The following is a 19766-nucleotide window of genomic DNA, read 5'->3' as shown; positions in this document are numbered from 1 at the left end:
CCCCGGACTCACGCGCCGTAGACGTCGTAGATGTCGCGCCACGGCCGGCTCTCGTAGGCGACGCGCTTGATGTTGATGAGGTGCAGCGCGGTGACGTTGTCCGACACGATCGAGCCGGACCAGGTGCCGGTGCCGAGCATGAAGCTCGGCTCCAGGTCGGTCGAGAAGCCCATGCCGCCCATGATCGCCGGCGTATTGACCAGAACGCGCCCCGCGGGCACGCGGCTGAACGCGGCCACTACCTCCGGATCGCCGCAATGGATCACCGCGGAGTGGCCCCAGCCGCCGAACCTGACGATCCTGTCGGAGATGGCGAGGCCCTCCGCCGTGTCCCTGGCCTCGTAGAAGGCGAGCACCGGATTGAGCTTTTCCGCCGACAATGGCCGCGACCAGCCGACCTCGGTCTCCTCGGACACCAGCACGCGGGTGCGCGGCGGCACGTCGAAGCCCGCCGCGTCCGCCAGCGCCTGCGCCGACTGGCCGACGAAATCCGGGTGGATGGCGTTGGACTCCGTGAAGATCCGCGCCGCCAGACGGTTCGCCTCCGCCGGCGTGCAGAAATAGGCGCCGCGCATCTTCATCTCCTGGCGCAGCTCGCGGGCCAGCTTGCGGTCGGCGATCACCGCCTGCTCGGAGACGCAGGCGGTGCCGTAGTCGAAGCACTTGGACGTCAGGATCTGCTCGGCCACCTCGCCGACCTCGTCGGCCTTCGATGCGTGCACGTAGCAGGGCACGTTGCCGGCGCCGACCGCGATCGTCGGCTTGCCCGACGAGTAGGCGGCCCGCACCATGCCCGGACCGCCGGTCGCCATGATCACCGAGGTGCGCCGGTGCCGCATCAGCTCGGCGGTGCCCTGGATCGTCACCTCGTCGAGGCACTGGATCAGGCCCTTCGGCGCGCCGAGCTGCTCGGCCGCCTGCGCCATGATCCGGACCGTCTCCATACCGCAGCGCACGCCGCGCGGGTGCGGCGCGCAGACGATGGCGTTGCCCGCCTTCACCGCCGACAGCACCTTGTAGATGATCGTCGAGGTGGGATTGGTGACCGGGATCAGGGCTGCGACCACGCCCATCGGCTCGCCGATCGCAGCGACCTTGGTGACGTCGTCGCGCCACAGCACGCCCAATGTCGTGACGTCGCGCAGCCAGTCGGCGACCGACAGGGCGTTGAACAGGTTCTTGACCCGCTTGTCCTCGGTGTTGCCGTAGCCGGTCTCCTCGACCGCCATCTGGCCGAGCCGCCGGGCCTCGGGCTCGACAGCCCGCGCCATCGCCTCGACCATCCGGTCGATCAGCGCGGGATCGGCGCCGAGGAACGTCTGGTAGGCGTTCCACGCCGCCTCGACGGTGCGGCGGGCGGCTGCGATCGAGCGGAGATCGGCATCCATCAGCGCTCTCCCTTGGCGATCGCGTCGATGATCCGGCGCGCGTCGTCGATGGTGTCAGCCGTCACCCCGATCGCGTCGAGCCGGCGTCCGGCACTGGCGAGATCGCCGCCGAGCGCAGCCCCGGCCAGCGTCACCATCGCCTCCGTGACGGGCACGGAGATGCCGGCGAGCCGCGCCGCCGACACCAGCGGCACGAGCGATCCGACAACCGCACAGCGCACCAGCGCGACTGCATGGCCTTCATCGGGAATCGGCCTGGAAGCGGGCCCGACGGCCTCGCCGGCATTGACGTCGAGCCAGGCATCGTCGTCCGGCAGGCCGCGCACGCCGAAGCGCGAGGCGACGGCGCGCCGTTCGGCGGCCATCGCCGCGATGACCTGCTCGTGCCGCGGCCCGATCAGGCTGCGGAACGTCTCGCGCTCGGCCAGCCGCTTCGCGCCGTCGGGAATGTCCGTCTGGCCGTCCGGACAGGCCGGACCACCGATCAGCAACGCCGGCACCTCGACCAGACCGCTGCCGTCGGCGAAGCCGCTCTGCACGATCGATTCGGTCTCGACGAGGTTCGGGAAGAAGCGCTTCAGCCCGGCCACCGCGCCCGCCCGGCCGCTCGGCAGGGCCGCGGCCGGCGCCGGACCGCAGCGGGTCAGGTGCAGCACCGAACCCTGCGCATTGGTCCAGTAGGGCAGCCCCTGCACCTCGATCAGCGTCACGTCGGCGCGCACGCCGCCGACCCGCAGCAGCCAGGCCGTCTCGACGGCGCCGAGCGACCGGCCCGGCGCCAGCACCAGCGTCTGGCCGTCGGCGAGGTGGTCGGCAAGCACCATGGCGTAGGTGCGCTGCTTGTGGACGGGTCCGGTCAGGAAGATCAGCTCGGCGCCCTTGACCGCGCGGTCCAGCTCCGCGGTGGTCTTCACCGACGGGACGGCGGCCTGGTCGACCTGGTAGGTGCCGACCGGTCCCTCGCCGCGGATGGTGATGCCGCCGGCCTGGCGGATCTGGTCGAGCTCCGCGCCATAGGCCGAAAACAGCGTGACGTCGGCGCCTTCCGACAGGCAGAGCGCCGCCAGCAGCCGCGCGTCGGCGCCGCCGCCGAGCACGGTGACGCGCTGGTAGGCGGGCACGTCGGCGGACAGGGCCCCATCGCTGCGTCTGCCGGTGACCGAGTCGGCGAACTTCCCGAAGTCGGCGCTGCTCATGTCATGCGCTTACGGTTTGGCGGATGTCGCGCGCCGGCTCAGTCGCCGCCGCCGCCACCGAGCTTGCCGATGATCGCTTCCAGCTCGTCGTGGGGACGCGGAATGACGTGCACCGCGACGACCTCGCCGACCTTGTTGGCGGCAACCGCGCCGGCGTCGGTGGCTGCCTTGACGGCGCCGACCTCGCCGCGGATCAGGGTGGAGACGAGCCCGCCGCCCGACTTGGTCTGGCCGACGATCGTCACGCTGGCCGCCTTGACCATCGCGTCGGCTGCCTCGATGGAGGCGACGAGACCGCGCGTCTCGATCATGCCCAGCGCCGATTGGCCGGGCGCAGGTTTCTGAGCCATTCTACTTCCTCCTTGTTGCGCCCGTCCGGGAGGGACCCGGCTGGGACTGGGCGGACGCGCCGCCGATCTTGATGTCGTCCACGATCGCGACGATCGTGGCGTCCACGGGAATGCCGCCGACGGTGGCCGGCAGACGGGCCGCGGATCCTGTGACCACGAGCACCATGTCTCCCGGTCCGGCACCGAGATGGTCGACCGCGACCACCGCGTGTTCGAGCACGTTGCCGAGGCCGTCCTCGATGTCGGTGACGAGCAGCCGCATGGCCGCCAGGGACACGTCCTTGACGGTTGCGGTCACATGGCCGGTCACGCGCGCGATCCGCATGTCAGAAGTTCCCCAGGTATCGTTCGGTCTCGACGGGGGTCACCTGGTTGGCGATGAATTCGAGCTCGCGTTCGGCCTGCTGGATGAGGATCAGCAGCCGATCCTCGCCGATCACCGAGTTCATGAAGTCGGAGTTCCTGGCCAGCTCGACGGCGGTGCCCAGGTCGGTGGGGATCGGCGCGCAGTCGGCCGCCTCGTAGCCGTTGCCCTCTGTCATCGGCGGCGGCTGCAGGCCCTGCTCGATGCCGTCCAGGCCGGCGGCGATGTCGCAGGCCATCAGGTAGTAGGGATTGCAGTCGGCCGAGCCGTCGCGCTTCTCCACTCGGGTGGAGCTGTCCGAGCCCTCGATGACGCGGATGCCGACGGTGCGGTTGTCCATGCCCCAGGACGAATTGATCGGGCAGAACGTGTAGGGCTGCCGGCGGCGGTAGGCATTCGGCGTCGTCGCCGCCGCCAGCGCGGTTTCCGCCATGCGCTTCTGCAGGCCGGCCAGGAACGACATGCCCGTGGCGTTGAGCTTGCCCTGTTCGGCGAAGGCGTTCCGGCCGTCCTTGCGCAGCGAATAGTGCGCGTGGAAGCCGTTGCCCGACTGGTCGATGAAGGGCTTGGCCATGAACGTCGCCAGGTAGCCGTGATGCATCGCCAGTTCCCGGACGAGGTTGCGGAACATGACGACCCGGTCGGCCGCTTCCAGCGCGCTGCCGTAGCGCAGGTTCACCTCGGCCTGGCCGGCGGCGTATTCCGGATTCGACTGCTCGATCGGGATGCCCATGTCGTTGATCTGGCGGCGGATCGGCCCCAGCACGTGCTCGAGCTCGGCGGCGCGCGCCATGCTGTAGACCTGGATGCCCTTGTCGCGCGGCCGCAGCGTCTCCGGGTCCAGCAGGTAGAATTCCAGCTCGGCCCCGACGACGACGTCGTAGCCCATCGCCTCGGCGCGCTCGACCTGGCTGATGAGCGCCCCGCGCGGGTCGATCGGCACCGGCTTGTGGTCCATGCCTTCGGCACGGGCGAAGCAGAAGGCGACGCCGTCCTCCCAGGGTACCGATACCGGCTTGGACTCCGGAAACATGTGCATGTCAGGGTAGCCGTTGTCGAAGTTGACGTAGGGCGTGTCCCAGACGTCGCAGGTCATGTCGATCGCCAGCAGCGCCATCGACAGGGCGTTGCCGCTTTCGCAGATCGTCGGCCAGTGGCTCGCGGGAATGCGCTTGCCGCGCATGATCCCGTTGGCATCCCCCATGCCCAAGGCAACCGTATGCGTGCCTTCCGGAAGGCTGAAATCCTTCGAACTCAACGGATTCCCCCTGTACTGGAAACTGTCCCTGGCGATATCGCCCTTGTTCGGACGCCCCTCATTGAATACTGTATTCAAAGATCATACCGATGCAAGGGGAATGTTCCGTGCCGGGCAAAAGCGAAGCAATCGTCGTCGGTGCGGGCGTTGCCGGGGTGATGACGGCGCTCGAACTGGCCCGCCGCGGCGAGCGCGTCACCCTCATCGACCGCTGGGAACCCGGCCATTCCCGCGCCTCGTCCACCGACTATAACCGCATCATCCGCGCAATCCACGGCCGCGACGAGTTCTATACGCGCTGGGTGCGGGAAGCGCGCCTGCGCTGGATGGAGCTGCAGGCGGAGATCGGCCAGACCCTCTACTACGAGTGCGGCGCGCTGATCCTGGCGACCCGCGGCCACTGCCACTGGGAGGACGCGACAGCGGAGACCTTCGACAAGCTCGGCGTGCCCTACTACCGCTTTTCGGCGGAGGAGACGGCGCTGCGGTTTCCCCAGTTCGACACCAGTTCCATCGCCTATTCCCTCTACGAGCCCGAAGCCGGGATGATCATGGCTCATCGCGGCGTGCGTGCGGGGCTCGAGCTGTTCCAGCGGGCCGGCGGCACGGTTGCGCGCGGGCACGTCACCACCGATGCCCACGAACGGCTCCACCTCGACGGCAAGCCGCTGGAGGCGGACCTGATCGTCGTGGCCTCGGGCCCATGGATGGGCGAGATGTTCCCGCGCACCATCAAGCCGATCAGCACGGTGGTCGGCGTCAACGTCCTTTACACCTCGACCCCGGACGGCAGCACCGCCTTCGACATGGCCAACATGCCGTGCTGGATCGACCACGGCGAGGGCTCCTTCGGCCTGCCCTCCTCGGAGGGCTGCGGCGTCAAGGCGGCGGTCGTCATTCCCGACAAGATCGACCTCGACAACGACGAGCGGCTGATCCGCCGCGAGACCCTGTCGCGCACCCGCCGCTACATCCAGAAGCGGCTGCCGGGCCTGGTCGGCGAACGCGTCGTCGATTCCAAGTTCAACCAGATCATCCTGACGCCCGACACGCACTTCATCGTCGACTGGCATCCCGAGCACTCCAACGTGCTGTTCGCCGGCGGCTGCTCCGGCCACCTCTACAAGCACGGCCCCGTCTTCGGCGATTTCGTCGCCGGCGTCGGCCTGAAGGAATACGGCACCGCCGACCGCTTCAGGATCGCCGGCCGCCGCAAGTTGTCGCCGGCGGAAAGCCCGTCGGGGCGGTAAAGAACACCAAACTACCCACGTCATCCCGGCCAAGCGGAGCGCGAGCCGGGATCTCCAAGGGCCGCAGCGCTGCGGCTCGGAGCGATCCCGGACAACTGCTGCGCAGTTTCCGGGATGACGACGGATAGGAATGTCTGGACCAATCGGATCTCGACGCGTGAGAGCCCATACCCACAGTCGTCATGCCCGGACTTGTTCCGGGCATCCACGTCTCCGCTCCCTGCGCGCCGGGTGGATTGCCGGGCTAGGCCCTGCAAGGAAGGCAGCCGGACGGGCTGCGGGTCCAGGCGAGACGTTCCGCTAGCGGCTCACCACTCGAACGGCCGGTCGATACCCGCCATCTTGACGCCGGTGAAGGCCGAGGCCTCGAACGACATGGCGCGCAGGTCCTCCACCTCGAGGTTGTGCACCGACGACTTGCCGCAGGCCTTGGCGAGCGCGGTGATCTCCATGGTCATCGCGGCGAGGTAGCGGGCGATCCGCTCGGCGCCGGCGGCGACGTGCATCCGCTTTTCGAGTTCGGGATCCTGCGTGGCGATGCCGACCGGGCACAGGCCGGTGTGGCAGTGGTGGCAGGCGCCGGGCGCGGTGCCGAGCTTGCGATAGTCATCGAGATAGCGCGGCGAGTTGCAGCCGAGCGCGATCATCGCGCCATTGCCGATCATCACCGCGTCGGCGCCGAGCGCCAGGCACTTGGCGGCGTCGACGCCGGAGCGGATGCCGCCGGCGGCGACCAGGCTGACCTTGCCGGTCATGCCGCACTCGTCGAGCGATTCGCGCGCCGCCCGGATCGCGCTCATCGTCGGGATGCCGGTGTGGTTGAGCAGCAGCTCCGGCGAGGCGCCGGTGCCACCCTCGGCGCCGTCGACGACCACCACGTCGGCGCCCGCCTTGGCGGCGATGGCGACGTCGTAGCGCGGCCGCGTGGCGCCCATCTTGACGAAGATCGGCACCTGGTAGTTGGTCGCGATCCTCAGTTCCTCGAGCTTCACCGCCAGGTCGTCGGCGCCGAGGAAGTCGGGGTGGCGGATGGTCGAGCGCTGGTCGACGCCGACCGGCAGGGTGCGCATCCGCGAGATGCGCTCGCTGACCTTCATGCCGAGCAGGAGGCCGCCGGTGCCGGGCTTGGCGCCCTGTCCGACCACCAGCTCGAGGGCGTCGGCGCGGCGCAGGTGGTCGAGGTCGATGCGGTAGCGCGCCGGCGACATCTGGTAGAGCAGCGTCTGCGAGGCCTCGCGCTCCTCCTCCAGCATGCCGCCCTCGCCGGTGCAGGTCATCGTGCCGGCCTTCGAGGCGCCGTAGCCGAGCGCCGCCTTGGCCGGCGCCGACAGGGCGCCGAACGACATCGAGGCGATGTAGATCGGGATCTTCAGTTCCAGCGGCTTCTCAACGAGGCCGCGGCCGGCGCCCAGCACCGTCGTGGTGTCGCAGCCCTCGCGGTAGCCTTCCAGCGGCAGCCGCGTCATCGTCGCCGGCACGAAGGTCAGGTCGTCGAAGGTCGGCATACGCTTGTTGAACGTATTGTAGCCGCGGACCTGGTAGCGGCCGAGCTGGGCGAGCGCGTGCACCTCGGCGATCGCGTCCGGCGTCCAGCGCGTCGAGCCGCCCTCCTCGTAGGACGACGGCACGCCGGCGGGGCGGCCGGGAATGGCCCCGTCCCGGAACTTGATGTCGGCCTCGTCGGCCATCTCGAAGGGATACTGGTACGTGTCGTTCAGATCATCAGCCATGCGCCTGCATCCCGGCTTTGGAAGTACCAGAGGCGCTGACCCGATATCATCTTGCGCCAGTTTCGCGAGGAATCGACCAGGCCGAGCGGCTCCAGGATCGCGTCGACCTCGGCGACCTCCTCGGCCGTCGGCTCGACGACGTTGACGTCGACGCCGAGGCTGTCGATCTCGCCGGCGACCCAGACCTCGCCCGCCCACAGCGCATCCGCGCAGGAGTGGCCGGCCCCGCCGAGCGCGATGATCTTGCCCTGATGGGCCATGAAGCCCGACTGGTAGCCGATCTTGCCCTCGACGACGATGTTGCCGGCCTTCATGGCGACGCCGCAGCGCGGGCCGCTGTCGCCCTTGACGTGGATCAGTCCGCCCGTCATCGCCGCGCCGCAGGACATGCCGGCATAGCCGCCGACCGTCACGTGGCCGGCCGACATCCCCTCGGCGACCGCCCAGCCGCAATTGCGTTCGATCGACACCGTCGCGCCGGTGTTCAGGCCGCCGCAGTAGTAGCCGACGCTGCCCTCGAAATGGATGCGCACGCCCGGCGGCAGCCCGATGCCGAGATTGTGCCGCGACAGCGTGTTGACGACGCGGATCGGGCTGCCCGTCTTGCAGGCCGCCTGGATTTCCTCGTTGATCTCGCGGATCGGACGCTTGCCGACGTCGATGACGATCTCGCTCACGCCGCCATGCTCCGGTTGCCGACGCCCCAGATCTCGGTGATGCTGGGGCCGTCGTAGTTGATGACCTCGCTTTCGCCCGGATAGATGCGCCGCACCGCCTGCTCCTCGGTGGCGGCGGCGAACGCGCCGTCCTGCCAGACCACCACCAGCGGCTTCATGGCGTAGCGGTCCTTGGCGAAGCCGATGCCGTCCTCGCGCGCGATCATGTAGGTGAAGACGCCGTCGATGTCCTTGATGGACTTCTTCAGCGCCTGCTCCAGCGTCAGCCCCTCGCTCATCTCGTGCGAGACCCAGACGGCGATCAGCTCGCTGTCGTTCTGGGTCAGGAAGCGGTAGCCGAGCCGGTGCAACCGGTCGCGCCAGGTGTAATAGTTGGTGATCTGTCCGTTGTGGACGATCGCGGTGTCGGGAAACGGCCGCGCCCAGAACGGGTGGCTCGCGTTCGGCAGCACCGAGCTTTCGGTGGCGAGCCGGGCATGGCCGAGCCCGTGCGTGCCGATCATGTCGCGCACGCCGTGCTTGTCGGCGACTTCGGCCGAACTGCCGGTATCCTTGATGATCTCGAGCGAGCGGCCGCAGGACTGCACCTCGAGCCGGTCGGTGATCGCGTCGGCGTCCCTGATCCAGCGGGCCAGGTCGTTGGGCTCGGAGATCACCGCGCGAAAGCTGTAGTGCCTGGCGTCCGAGGTGACGAAGGTCGGCTCCTCGAGCAGGTCGGATCCGTGCTCGCGCAGGATCAGCCGGAAGTCCTCCATGTCGGGAGACAGCCGCGCCTTGTCGAACCCCATGCCGCGCAGTACGAAGCCCTCGTCGCGCGGAATGCCGTAGATCGCGAAGCCGGTGCTGTCCGCGCCGCGGTGTTCCTGCGCGTCCATCAGATCGACCAGGTCGGCACCGACCCGGCCGGGCGCCGTCAAAATCCTGCCTGCTATGCCGCACATGGGGGTCTTCCTCCTCCGCCGACATGGATACTGTATTCAGTATCCAGATTGACCGCAAGCGGAGTCTTCACCAGATAAATGGTCGGATCGACGGTCGAGCGAATACAGTATACAGAGAACGGGCCCCCTGTGCCGATAGGCGATCCCCGTGTGCCGTAGCCTGTGTGCGGGCCGGCATGGCGGGGCAGAGCGAAGATTCGGAGGAGAGCCCCTCAAGGAGAGCCACTACCGGAATGTTCAGGCAGATACAAACCCAGCGGTCGAGACTGGCCGACGAGGTCTACCGGCAGATTCTCGATGCCATCCACAAGGGCGCCATCGGCCCGGAGGAGCGCATCGTCCAGGAGAAGCTGGCCAGGGAATTCGTGATCAGCCGCACCCCCGTGCGCGAGGCGCTGCTGCGCCTCGAGCAGGAAGGCGTGCTTGAAACCGCCGGCCGCGGCGGCTTCACCATCCGCACCACCAGTACCGCGGAGGTCCGCGAGCTCTATCAGTCGCGCACCGCGATCGAAGGCATGTCCGCGCGGATCGTCGCCGAACTGGAGGATCCCGCACGCATTGCCGCCATCCGGCGGGTGATCGAGCGCGAGGAGGCGATCCAGTCGACCTCGGCCACGGACTACTTCAACGCCAACCGGGCGATCCACCGGTCGATCGTCGAACAGACAGGCAACCGCTATCTGCTGGAGATGTACGACAACATCTGGAACCGCGGCGTGTCGTTCCACCTTTTCGCGGCGATCGAGAAGGTCGACCTGTCGAAATCGCTCGGCGAGCACATGGCCCTGTGTGACGCCATGGAAGGCGGGGACCCAGACAAGGCCCAGGCGGCGATGATCCGCCACATCGAGGACGGGCTCGACCTCCAGCTCGAGGCCCTGGCGCTCACCTCCTGATCGGAACCTCCACGGCAGGCGGCGTGCCGTGGCCACGGCACGCCGCCTGATGCATTTGCATCATTTTCATGACCCTGCGTTCTCTGGTCTTCTGAATACAGAATTCAATGATCGGCGCCGCCCGTGCGACCGGTCCGCACCATTCCGGAGGGTCGTGACATGAAGCTGCAGTTCAGCCGCAGGGCATTGATGGGGGCGGTCGCCGCAACCGCGTTGTGCGTGGGCTCGGGATCGGCGACGGTTGCCGACGAGATCGTCATCGGCGTGCCCGCCGCGCAGTCCGGACCCGTCGGCGTCGCCGACCACCAGGACTGGACGAACGGCGTCATGATGGCCATCGACGAGATCAACGCCAATGGCGGCGTCCTCGGCAGGCAGCTCGCCACCAAGGTCGTCGACACCGACATCCTGTCGCCGGAAGGCACCGTCGCCGGCATCCAGGCGCTCACAGATGCGGGCGTCGATGCCATCGCATCGGCCTTCGTGCTGATCCCGCAGCCGGCGATGGACGCCGCCGCCTCTTCCGGCGTGCCCTACCTGCACGGCAACACGCAGTCCTCGCACAACGAACTGATGAAGGCCGACCCCGAGAAGTACCGCAACATCTTCCAGCTCGACGTGCCGGAGGTCTGGTACGGCTCAGGCTTCATCAACTTCCTCACCGACCTCGTCGAGAGCGGCCAGTGGGAGCCGAAGAACAACTGCGTCCACATCGTCCAGGAGCAGATCGCATACACCCAGCAGATCTCCAAGGCGACGCAGGAGTCGATCGCCGAATCCGAGATGTGGGAGCAGGGTCCGATCACCGACATCCAGTTTCCGGTCCAGGACTGGGCGCCGGTCATTCGCGCGTTGCATGAAAGCGACTGCGCGGCCCTGATGATCGACCACTGGGTCGCCGCCGAGCTCGCCGCCTTCGCCCAGCAGTTCGCCTCCGATCCGGTCGAGGGCTCGCTGGTCTACCTGCAGTACGGCCCCTCGCAACCCGAATTCCTGGATCTCGCCGGCGGCGCCGCCGAAGGCATGATCTGGGGAACCGTCTACGGCGTCTACGCCGACGAGAAGGGCACCGAGTTCCGCGAGAAGTACAAGGCGCTCTACCCCGGCACGATGGGCATGGTCTACACGGGCGGCGGCTACGACGCGGTCTACATGCTCAAGGACGCCTGGGAGAAGGCCGGCGACCCCAAGGACTACGACGCCGTCGGCGACGCGATCCGCGCGATGGAGTTCAGGGGCGTCAACGGCTTCTACAAGTTCGATGCCGAGACCCAGTCGGGGATCAGCTATCCCAACATGACCGACGACCCGGAAGCCGGCCAGGCCCACCTGTTCTTCCAGGTGCAGGACGACGAACACCGGATCATCGCGCCGGAACCTTACGCCGAAGTTCCGTTCAAGCCGGCGCCCTGGATGTAGGTCCGTAGACGCCAGCGGCAGCGCCGTCACCCTCCTTCGAACGAAAGGTTGGAGCCCCAATGGCCGTTAACCTGGCGCCTCTGGGATCCGGGGTCCGGCAACGCGGGACGCAGGCTGCGGCACGCGGAGGCGGTCGCTTTCCGCCCCTCCCCTCCCCCTTGCGGGGCTCTCCCGCCCTCCCCTCCCCCTTGTGGGGAGGGGTCGGGGGTGGGGCGCGGAGCGAGCGCAAGCGAAGCGAAGCGTGCGGCGCCCGCGGCAGTTCGAGTGGCCGCTTCGTTCCGGCGCAGCCATACGCGCCGCCGAGGGCGGCGCGCCCCCTCGCCGACCCTCCCCCGCAAGGGGGGAGGGAGCGCAGGCAGCGCCCTCTCCGGCACACCGAAATCCCGGTACCGTCCACTCTCGCTAGCCCAGATGTCGACAAGCTCTAGTCCGGCGGCCGACCGTCGAAGCGGCGCCGTGGCGACCACCCCGGCGGCCTTGTTCGGATGCGAAGGCGTGAGCCTGTCGCTCGGCGGTAGGTCCATCCTCCAGGACGTCTCCCTGGCGGTCGGCCAGGGCGAGATCCTCGGCCTCGTCGGCCCAAACGGCGCCGGCAAGACCTCCCTGTTCGAGGTCCTGTCGGGGCGCTACGCGGCGCAGGCCGGCCGCGTCAGCCTGGCCGGCAGGGACGTGACCTCGGCAAGCTTTCCCGAACGGGCGCGGCTCGGCATGGCCCGCACGTTCCAGAGCCCCGTAGTCCCGGCCGCGCTCACCGTCGGCGAGACCTTCCGGGCGACCCGCAAGGCCTACCGGCCCTATCTCAGCGCCCATGACGCGGAATGGGCGGCCCGCCTCGCCCATCTCGACGTCGACTGGGAGCGTCCCGCCGGGACGCTGGACACCTTCGACAGGCGCAAGCTGCTGCTCGCCTGCCTGATCATGCGCCGGCCCTCGGTGCTGCTGATGGACGAACCGGCGTCCGGCCTGATCAACACCGAGATCGACGAACTCGACATGATCATCCGCCGGCTCGTCGACGAGTACGAAATCGGCGTCATCCTGATCGAGCACCGGCTTGAACTGCTGTCGGCGATCGCCGACCGCGTCGTCGTCCTCGATCTCGGCGAGGTGATCGCCCGCGGCGCGCCCGAAGAGGTGTTCAGGGACCCCCGCGTCCACGCCGCCTATTTCGAGGGCGCGCCCGATGCGCGAGAGCCCCACGCGCGGGAGACCGCATGGCTGAGCTGCTCGAGATCCGCAGGCTGACGGCCGGCTACGGCCCTTTGCGCGTCCTCCACGAGGTCGATCTGACCGTCAGGGCGGGTGAGCGGATCGGTCTCGTCGGCCTCAACGGCCACGGCAAGACGACGCTGTTCCGCGCCATCACCCACATGGTCGGCTGGCAGCAGGGCTCGATACGCCTGGAAGGCCAGGAGATCGGCGGGACGCGCTCGCTCGGCGCCGGCCGCCGCACCTCCGGCATCGTGCGCCGGGGCGTTGCGATGGCGCCACAGGGCGACGCGATCTTTCCCGGCCTGACCGTCAGGCAGCATCTCGACTGCGGCGCCTACACGAAGCTTGCCTGGCGCGAGCGCAGGCGCCGCCGCGAGCGGATCATGGAGATATTCCCGCCGCTGCGGGCCCTCCAGAGTTCCCTGGTCGGCAAGCTGTCGGGCGGCGAGCGGCGCATGGTCTCGCTCGGCCGCATGCTGATGGTCGAGGCCGAGCTCTACCTGATCGACGAGCCGTCGCTGGGCCTCGCCCCGAAGATCTCGCGCGCCGTCATGGACGCCGTCTGGTCGCTGCCCATCGAAGGCCGCGCGATGATCATCGCCGAGCAGAACGTGTCGCTCCTGTCGGGCCGGGTCGACCGCATCATCGGCATGCACGCCGGCCGGATGCGCGGCGAAGTCGGCCATGTGGCGCTGAGTTGAGGAGCCGGTAGCACAGATGGACCTCGGCATCATCGTCTACGCCCTCAACCTGGCGGCCATCTACGGCCTGATGGCGATCGGCATCTCGATCCTGTGGTCGAGCGTCGGCATGATCAACATGGCGCACGGCGCGACCTTCGCGGTGGCCGGCTACGGCGCCTGGCTCGCCTCCGAGGCGATGAAGCCGGTCATCCTGGCGATGCTCGGCAAGACCATGATGGCGTCCCTGGCAACGGCGGGCATCGTCGTCGGCGCCGCGCTCCTGGTCGGTGCACTGATGGGCGCGCTGATCTACCTGCTCGCCTTCCTGCCGATCCACGACAAGCCGAACTTCGCCGTGCGCAGCCTGATCGTGACGCTGGCGATCAACATCGCCACGGTGCAGGCGCTGCTGTTCTTCTTCGGCCCGCGCAGCCGCAGCCTGCCGAAGATCTTCGGCTTCGGCCGCTTCGAGGTGTTCGGGGTGTCGATCCGCTACGACCAGGCCGGCACGATCCTGTGCACGGCGATCCTGCTGCTCGTCGTGCTGGAATGGCTCAGACACAGCCGCAAGGGCCTCGAGATCCGCGCGATGATGCAGAACCCGGAGGGCGCGGCCTTGTCCGGCGTCTCGGTGCGCCGCACCGGCCTGCCGATCATGATGGTCACCGGCATGCTCGCGGGCATGGCGGCGGTGCTCCTGTCGCAGACGATCTTCGTCAGCCCGACCGCCGGCGCGATCCCGCTGATCAAGGGCCTCACCATCGCCCTGCTCGGCGGGCTCGGCAGTGTCCCGGGCGCCGTCCTCGGCGCGCTGCTGATCGGCTTCATCGAGGCCTTTACCGGCATCATCCCCTTCCTCGGCCAGCGCTACGTGATGTTCGTGCAGTTCGCCTTCATCATCACCGTGCTGGTGATCCGTCCGCGCGGCCTCGGCGGCCTCCTAGACGAGACCCGGGAGTAGGTCATGACGGACGCGCGCCCGCACACGCCTGCCACCCGCAAGAGGCTCTACAAGGTCGGCCGCCGCCACCACGACTACCGGATCAGGCCGGACGGTGCGAAGGAATGGTCGCGCGCGCGGCTGCCCTTCACCCGCCGCCACTGGCTGAAATGGCGCGGCGTCCAGAACCCGCGCACGCTCGCCCGCGAGCGGGTGCTCGTCGACAAGAAGCCGCTGTGGTGGGCGCTGTCGCTCGGCGCCCTGCTGGTCGTGACGCCGTTCCTGCCCAATTCGATGATCAACGTCGCGTCGATCTTCTGCATGTACGCGGCGATCAACGTGCTGTGGACGCTGATCATCGGCACCGCCGGCATCTTCTCGCTGGCGACGCTCGCCGTCGTCGGCATGTCCGGCTACGCGGCGGCCGCCGCCAACGTATATCTCGGCGTGCCGTGGCCGCTGATGCTGCTGATCGGGCCGCTGGCGGGACTGCTGATCGGCGGCATCCTCGCCCTGCCGTCGACGAGGCTCGACGGGCTCTACTACGCGCTCCTGACCATGGGCGTGGCGGAGATCTGCCGGATCTTCGTCACCCAGCTGCGCCCGCTCGCCCCCACCAACGGATCGATCAACCGGGTCGGCAGCTTCATTCCCGAGGACTGGTTCCTGCAGCGCCCCGGACTGATGCTCGGCTTCGCCGGCGCCTTCGTGCTGCTGCTCGGCGCGCTGCTGGTGTTCCGGCTGGTCAACTCCGAGCGCCTCGGCCTGCTGCTGCGCGCCGCCAAGACGGCGCGCGAGGACGAAGCGTTCTCCGAGGCCTGCGGCATCGATTTCCGCCGGGCGCGGATGTACGTGTTCCTGATCTCGTCGGCGGCGCTCGGCGTCTGCGGCGCCTTCTACGCCATGTACTACCGGTCGATCTCGCCGTCGATCTTCTCGCTCGACCAGCTCCTCCTGCTGTTCGCCATGATGGTGATCGGCGGCCTCGGCCGCTCCGAGGGCGCGGTGCTGGGCGCCGCCGTCGTCATCCTGATCGACCGGGGCCTCGTCGAGCTCGGGCCGCTGCGCATCGTGCTGGTCGCCCTGATCATGGGCGGCGTCACCATCTTCGCCCACGAGGGCCTGATGGGCGCGCACCAGCAGTTCCGCAATTTCCGCAACCGCAAGAAGAGCGAGCGCCGCGCCGTTCGCACGGAGAAGGGGGGCGAAGTGATGCCGGAAGAGGCAACCGAGATCGCCGACAAGCAGGAGATCTACTACCGCCGCTTCAACAAGCGCCTGCGCGACGAACTGAAGACCTACATCACGCCGGAGCTGATCGAGGAGCACAAGCGGGCGCCGCTCGGCAGGCACACCGACCGGCTGGAGCGGGTTCTGAACTTCTTCCGCCGCGGCGAGATGCCCGACAAGTACGCGATCCTGCGCGTCGAGCGCTCGATGGACCGGTTCCGCATCCTCGCCTTCTCCGGCGAACGCGGCGCCCCGCCGCGGGTGGTCGACGACAAGGAGTACAGGAGCCTGTCGGAGGCCTACCACGCGGTCTTCCTGCTGCGCGTCAATGACCTGCTGGAGAGCTAGCGTGGGGGTCGCTCGACCATCGGCACCTGCCGCCACCGCCCGCCTGGGCCCCGGATCAGATCCGGGGCGTCGGCCGGTCGCATGGCAAATGCAGATGCAAAGAATGCAGGCCTACGTCCCGGACTTGATCCGGGACCCAGAGCGGCAGACGAGGCCGTCGCCGCATCATCCAGGCCTCCCCCCGCGCCTCGTGGTTCGAGACGGGCGCATCCGCGCCCTCCTCACCATGAGGCTCATCTCCTGCCGTGCCCGATCGCCGAGCCCGCCGCCGCCCGATCGCGTCACGCACCGCGCGCATCGCCTGCACTCGCCAGACGCCCAAACCGCAGCCCTCATGGTGAGGAGCGGACGCAGTCCGCGTCTCGAACCACGAGGGCGGCCCGCATCCGCCCGACGCCAGCCCGTTCCAATCACCGGATGATTGACCCATGACCGACGTCCGAATTTTCGGCTACTCCGATCCGCTCGCCGCCCGCGCCGGCGGCAGGGTCGACTTCATGGTGTCGGCGGAAGGCGCGACGCGCCTGAAGGCGCAGATCGTCCGCCTGATCCACGGCGACGAGAACCCGCTCGGCCCCGGCTTCGTCGAGGAGGAGATCGCCTCCGACGTGCCGGCCGAGATCGGCGCGACGCGCCAGTACACGCAGGTCGGCTCCTATGCCGAGGTCGCCGATCCCGGACGCGTGCTCGCCGCCCCCGGCGCGCTCACCCTGCACGCCTTCTTCTGCCCGACCAGGCCCGGCCACCAGCGTCAGGCGATCATGGGGTCGTGGTCGGTCAACGAATCGAAAGGCTACGGGCTCGGCATCAATCCGGAGGGAAAGCTCGAATTCTGGGTCGGCGACGGCGACGCCGTCGACCACGTCACGGCGGAAACCGAACTCGTCCCGAAGGTCTGGTACTTCGCCGCCGCCTGCTACGATCCCGCCACCGGACAGGCCCGCCTTCACCAGATCGGCGTCATCAACCGCTGGAACTCCCATATCGGCCCGGTCACGCCCTACGACTACGACAGCCACGTCGCCGAGACGCTGCGCGTCCGGCCGGCTGACGCGGACGCGCCGTTCCTGCTCGCCGGCGCCCGCGAGCACAATCCCAGGCGCGGCGCCTTCGTCGCCCTGAACTACAACGGCAAGATCGACCGCTGCGGCGTCTACGGTCGCCCGATCTCCCGTGACGAGGCCGAGGCGATGGCCGGGGGCGCCGTCCCTCAGGAGGGCATGCTCGCCTACTGGGACACCACCGAGGGCTACACCGACCGCGGCATCGGCGACGTCATCGTCGACACCGGCCCGCACAAGCTGGACGCGCAGGGTCACAACCGCCCGGTGCGCGCCATGACCGGCTGGAACTGGCAGGGCCGCGAGGATTGCTTCCGCCTCGACCCGAAGCAGTATGGCGGCGTCGCCTTCCACGACGACGCGCTGACCGACTGCCGCTGGACGCCGACGGTCACCTGGAACCCGCCGGAGGACCTGAAGAGCGGCGTCTATGCCCTGAAACTGACCGCCGGCGGGGCGGAGGACTACATCCCCGTCATCATCCGCGCGGCGAAGCCGAAGGCGCCGATCGCCGTCCTGCTGCCCACCTTCACCTACCTCGCCTACGCCAACGAGCACCTGTCCTTCGAGGCCAACATCGCCCAGGCGATCACCGCGCACACGCCGGTGCTGGTGCCGGAGGACATCGAGTTCAAGAAGCTCGAGGAGTTCGGGCTGTCGACCTACGACCATCACACCGACGGCGCCGGCGTCTGCTACTCGTCCTGGCGGCGCCCGATCATCAACATGCGGCCGAAATATCGGATGCCCGCCATGACCTTCCCCTGGGCGCTGCCGGCCGACCTGTCGCTGATCTGGTGGATGGAGCAGTCCGGCTACGACTACGAGGTGATCACCGACCACGACCTGCACTTCGAAGGCGTGGACGCCCTCAAACCCTACAAGGCCGTCATCAACGGCACCCATCCCGAGTACTACTCGGAGGAGATGATGGACGCCACGGAGGACTACCTGACCTCCGGCGGCCGGGTCCTCTACACCGGCGGCAACGGCTACTACTGGGTGACCTCGCTGTGCGAGGGCGATCCGGCCTGCATCGAGGTGCGCAAGCTCGACGCCGGCTCGCGCGCCTGGCAGGCGGAGGCCGGCGAGGGCTATCTCGCCTCGACCGGCGAGCGCTCCGGCCTGTGGCGCTCGCGCGGCCGTGCCCCCCAGAAGATCGTCGGCCTGGGCTTCACCACCGAGGGCATGGACGAGAGCCAGCCCTTCGAGCGGATGCCGGACTCCTTTCACAAGCGCGCCGCCTGGATCTTCGAGGGCATCGGCGAGTACGAGCCGATCGGCGATTTCGGCCTCGCCCAGGACGGCGCCGCCGGCATCGAGCTCGACCGCTACGACCTGGCGCTCGGCACGCCGCCGCACACGCTGCTGATCGCCGCCAGCCACGGCCACTCCGACAACTACCCCCTGGTCAGCGAGGAGGTCACCTATGCCTTCCCGGGCCGCGGCGGCACGCAGGACCCGCAGGTGCGCGGCGACATGATCTACTTCACCACGCCCAATCACGGCGCCGTCTTCGCCGCCGGCTCGATCGCCTGGAGCCAGGCGCTTCCCTGCAAGGGCGGCGACAACAACGTCGCCCGCGTCATGCGCAACGTCCTCGACGCGTTCACCCGCGAGGGACCGCTGCCGGGCTCGGCCTTTGTCGGCGACGAGAAGCACTGGCGTTGACAGTTTCCGCCGAACGAGTAGCGTTTCGGAGGGGAACAGCCTCCGGCTACCGGATCGGGCGCACGCAATGGCCGTCGGAATCTCGACGTTCAGCAATTTCATCGGCGAGCTGCGCGACGCCAGCAGCGAACACGACTCCCTGTCGCTGATCGACTGGGGCGTGAACCGGCTGCTCGATCATCTCGAGGTGGACGCCGCCTGGTGCGGCTGGGCCGAGATCGCCCCCGACGAGGTGGTGGTGCATTGCTCGAGCGCCAGCAACCTGCCGCAGGACTATTCCTCGTTCTGGGAGACGATCAGCGCCGAGGATCTGCTCGCCCGCGCCATCCTGCGCCGCCCGGCCTCGGTGGCCACCTACGCGCGCAGGGGCCGCCTGCAGACCGACGGCATGGTGGCGCTCGCCGACCGCTATCACCTGACGCGGATGGCGACCGCCATGGAACAGCGCCCGCCGGGCCGCACGGCCTTCTTCCTCTCCGTCTATCGCGGCGGCGGCCATGCCCCCGACTGGATGGCGGAGGAGACCGAGTTCCTGGCCTGCGGCGTCGACCATCTCGCCGCCGCCGCCCGGACCCGCCAGCGCGGCGCGCTGGAGGCGGTGTCGGACCGCGACGGGGTCGACCTCCTGACCGACGAGTCCGGCCGCGCCTTCATCGGCGGCGCGGCGCTGTCGTCGGCCTTCGCGGACCTGTGGCCGGAAGCCCGCGGCGACGTGCTCCCCGCCCCGCTGAAGTCCGCCGCCAGGCTCAGCGGCCGCACGGTGTTCGGCGATCTGGGCCTGGTCGTCGACGTCAAGCCGCTGGCCGGCCAGCGGTTCTCGGGCCTGTCCAGCATGTCCGTCCGCCGTGCCGGCGCACTCGACTGCCTGACCGCGCGCGAGCTGCAGATCGCCCGCGAGATCGCCCGCGGCGCCACCCACAAGCTGGTCGCCCGCGACCTCGGCATCTCCCCGGCAACCGCCCGCAACCACATCCAGTCGATCTACCGCAAGACCGGCGTCGACAACCGCGTCGCCCTGGCACGGATGGTGCTGGCGGGGGGCTGAGGCGGCGCACCTGTCGGTGCCCGCGACCGGCGCGCAGTTCACGCGCGGCAGCCGCCGCCCTGGGTCCCGGATCAGGTCCGGGACATAATCCGTGCATGGGGCACGGC

Annotated in this window: 17 protein-coding genes; 9 read left to right on the top strand and 8 right to left on the bottom strand. The window is 68.8% G+C overall.

Annotated elements, in window-relative coordinates; genetic code table 11:
* Positions 1-8: 8 nt before the first annotated feature.
* The 5 genes from V3328_RS01400 to V3328_RS01380 are packed head-to-tail and all read right to left on the bottom strand — an operon-like array spanning position 9 to position 4556.
* Positions 9-1388, bottom strand: a complete 1380-nt coding sequence (locus tag V3328_RS01400) for an aldehyde dehydrogenase family protein (protein ID WP_340327852.1) — start codon at positions 1386-1388, stop codon at positions 9-11.
* A complete protein-coding gene (locus V3328_RS01395; RefSeq protein ID WP_340327851.1) occupies positions 1388-2584 on the bottom strand; it encodes a hypothetical protein in 1197 nt (398 codons plus the stop codon). The genes V3328_RS01400 and V3328_RS01395 overlap by 1 nt, the downstream gene beginning before the upstream one ends.
* A gap of 38 nt (positions 2585-2622) precedes the next feature.
* Positions 2623-2934, bottom strand: coding sequence for a BMC domain-containing protein (locus V3328_RS01390; RefSeq protein WP_340327850.1), 312 nt, complete (start codon positions 2932-2934; stop codon positions 2623-2625).
* Between the two features lies 1 nt (position 2935).
* The gene (locus V3328_RS01385; protein ID WP_340327849.1) at positions 2936-3259 is read right to left on the bottom strand and encodes a EutN/CcmL family microcompartment protein; all 324 of its coding nucleotides are present in this window, start codon (positions 3257-3259) and stop codon (positions 2936-2938) included.
* Position 3260: 1 nt separating this feature from the next.
* Positions 3261-4556 carry a glutamine synthetase family protein gene (locus tag V3328_RS01380; protein ID WP_340327848.1) on the bottom strand — a complete coding sequence of 432 codons (1296 nt, stop codon included), beginning with the start codon at positions 4554-4556 and terminating at the stop codon, positions 3261-3263.
* A 107-nt stretch (positions 4557-4663) separates the two neighbouring features.
* Here V3328_RS01380 and V3328_RS01375 point away from each other — a divergent pair, with 107 nt between their 5' ends.
* Positions 4664-5806 (top strand): FAD-dependent oxidoreductase, encoded by a 1143-nt coding sequence (locus V3328_RS01375; protein WP_340327847.1) that lies wholly within the window; start codon positions 4664-4666, stop codon positions 5804-5806.
* A 308-nt stretch (positions 5807-6114) separates the two neighbouring features.
* Here the strand turns inward: V3328_RS01375 and V3328_RS01370 are convergent, their stop codons facing one another.
* The 3 genes from V3328_RS01370 to V3328_RS01360 are packed head-to-tail and all read right to left on the bottom strand — an operon-like array spanning position 6115 to position 9154.
* Entirely contained in the window at positions 6115-7536 is a 1422-nt protein-coding gene (locus V3328_RS01370; protein WP_340327846.1) for an FMN-binding glutamate synthase family protein, read from the bottom strand.
* The gene (locus V3328_RS01365) at positions 7521-8213 is read right to left on the bottom strand and encodes a GltB/FmdC/FwdC-like GXGXG domain-containing protein (protein ID WP_340327845.1); all 693 of its coding nucleotides are present in this window, start codon (positions 8211-8213) and stop codon (positions 7521-7523) included. Before V3328_RS01365 ends, V3328_RS01370 begins: the two co-directional genes overlap by 16 nt.
* Complete coding sequence (locus V3328_RS01360; protein WP_340327844.1) at positions 8210-9154, bottom strand: class II glutamine amidotransferase domain-containing protein; 945 nt, start codon at positions 9152-9154, stop codon at positions 8210-8212. The genes V3328_RS01365 and V3328_RS01360 overlap by 4 nt, the downstream gene beginning before the upstream one ends.
* A 233-nt stretch (positions 9155-9387) precedes the next feature.
* Between V3328_RS01360 and V3328_RS01355 the strand changes: the two genes are divergently transcribed.
* The 8 genes from V3328_RS01355 (at position 9388) to V3328_RS01320 (ending at position 19659) form a co-directional block, all read left to right on the top strand.
* Positions 9388-10050, top strand: a complete 663-nt coding sequence (locus V3328_RS01355) for a GntR family transcriptional regulator (protein ID WP_340327843.1) — start codon at positions 9388-9390, stop codon at positions 10048-10050.
* 159 nt (positions 10051-10209) lie between these two features.
* Positions 10210-11469 (top strand): ABC transporter substrate-binding protein, encoded by a 1260-nt coding sequence (locus V3328_RS01350; protein ID WP_340327842.1) that lies wholly within the window; start codon positions 10210-10212, stop codon positions 11467-11469.
* A 495-nt stretch (positions 11470-11964) separates the two neighbouring features.
* Complete coding sequence (locus V3328_RS01345; RefSeq protein ID WP_340327841.1) at positions 11965-12714, top strand: ABC transporter ATP-binding protein; 750 nt, start codon at positions 11965-11967, stop codon at positions 12712-12714.
* Positions 12684-13382, top strand: a complete 699-nt coding sequence (locus V3328_RS01340) for an ABC transporter ATP-binding protein (RefSeq protein WP_340327840.1) — start codon at positions 12684-12686, stop codon at positions 13380-13382. The genes V3328_RS01345 and V3328_RS01340 overlap by 31 nt, the downstream gene beginning before the upstream one ends.
* Positions 13383-13398: 16 nt before the next feature.
* Positions 13399-14325, top strand: a complete 927-nt coding sequence (locus tag V3328_RS01335; protein WP_340327839.1) for a branched-chain amino acid ABC transporter permease — start codon at positions 13399-13401, stop codon at positions 14323-14325.
* A 3-nt stretch (positions 14326-14328) separates the two neighbouring features.
* Positions 14329-15882, top strand: coding sequence for a N,N-dimethylformamidase alpha subunit family protein (locus V3328_RS01330; RefSeq protein ID WP_340327838.1), 1554 nt, complete (start codon positions 14329-14331; stop codon positions 15880-15882).
* Between the two features lie 428 nt (positions 15883-16310).
* Positions 16311-18614 carry a N,N-dimethylformamidase beta subunit family domain-containing protein gene (locus V3328_RS01325; RefSeq protein WP_340327837.1) on the top strand — a complete coding sequence of 768 codons (2304 nt, stop codon included), beginning with the start codon at positions 16311-16313 and terminating at the stop codon, positions 18612-18614.
* 67 nt (positions 18615-18681) lie between these two features.
* Positions 18682-19659 carry a helix-turn-helix transcriptional regulator gene (locus tag V3328_RS01320; RefSeq protein ID WP_340327836.1) on the top strand — a complete coding sequence of 326 codons (978 nt, stop codon included), beginning with the start codon at positions 18682-18684 and terminating at the stop codon, positions 19657-19659.
* The last annotated feature ends 107 nt before the right edge of the window (positions 19660-19766 follow it).

This window comes from Microbaculum marinum (genome assembly GCF_037855135.1).
Classification (GTDB): domain Bacteria; phylum Pseudomonadota; class Alphaproteobacteria; order Rhizobiales; family Tepidamorphaceae; genus Microbaculum; species Microbaculum marinum.
Note: the sequence above shows the minus strand (reverse complement) of the source record. Positions and strands in the feature narration are given on the sequence as shown.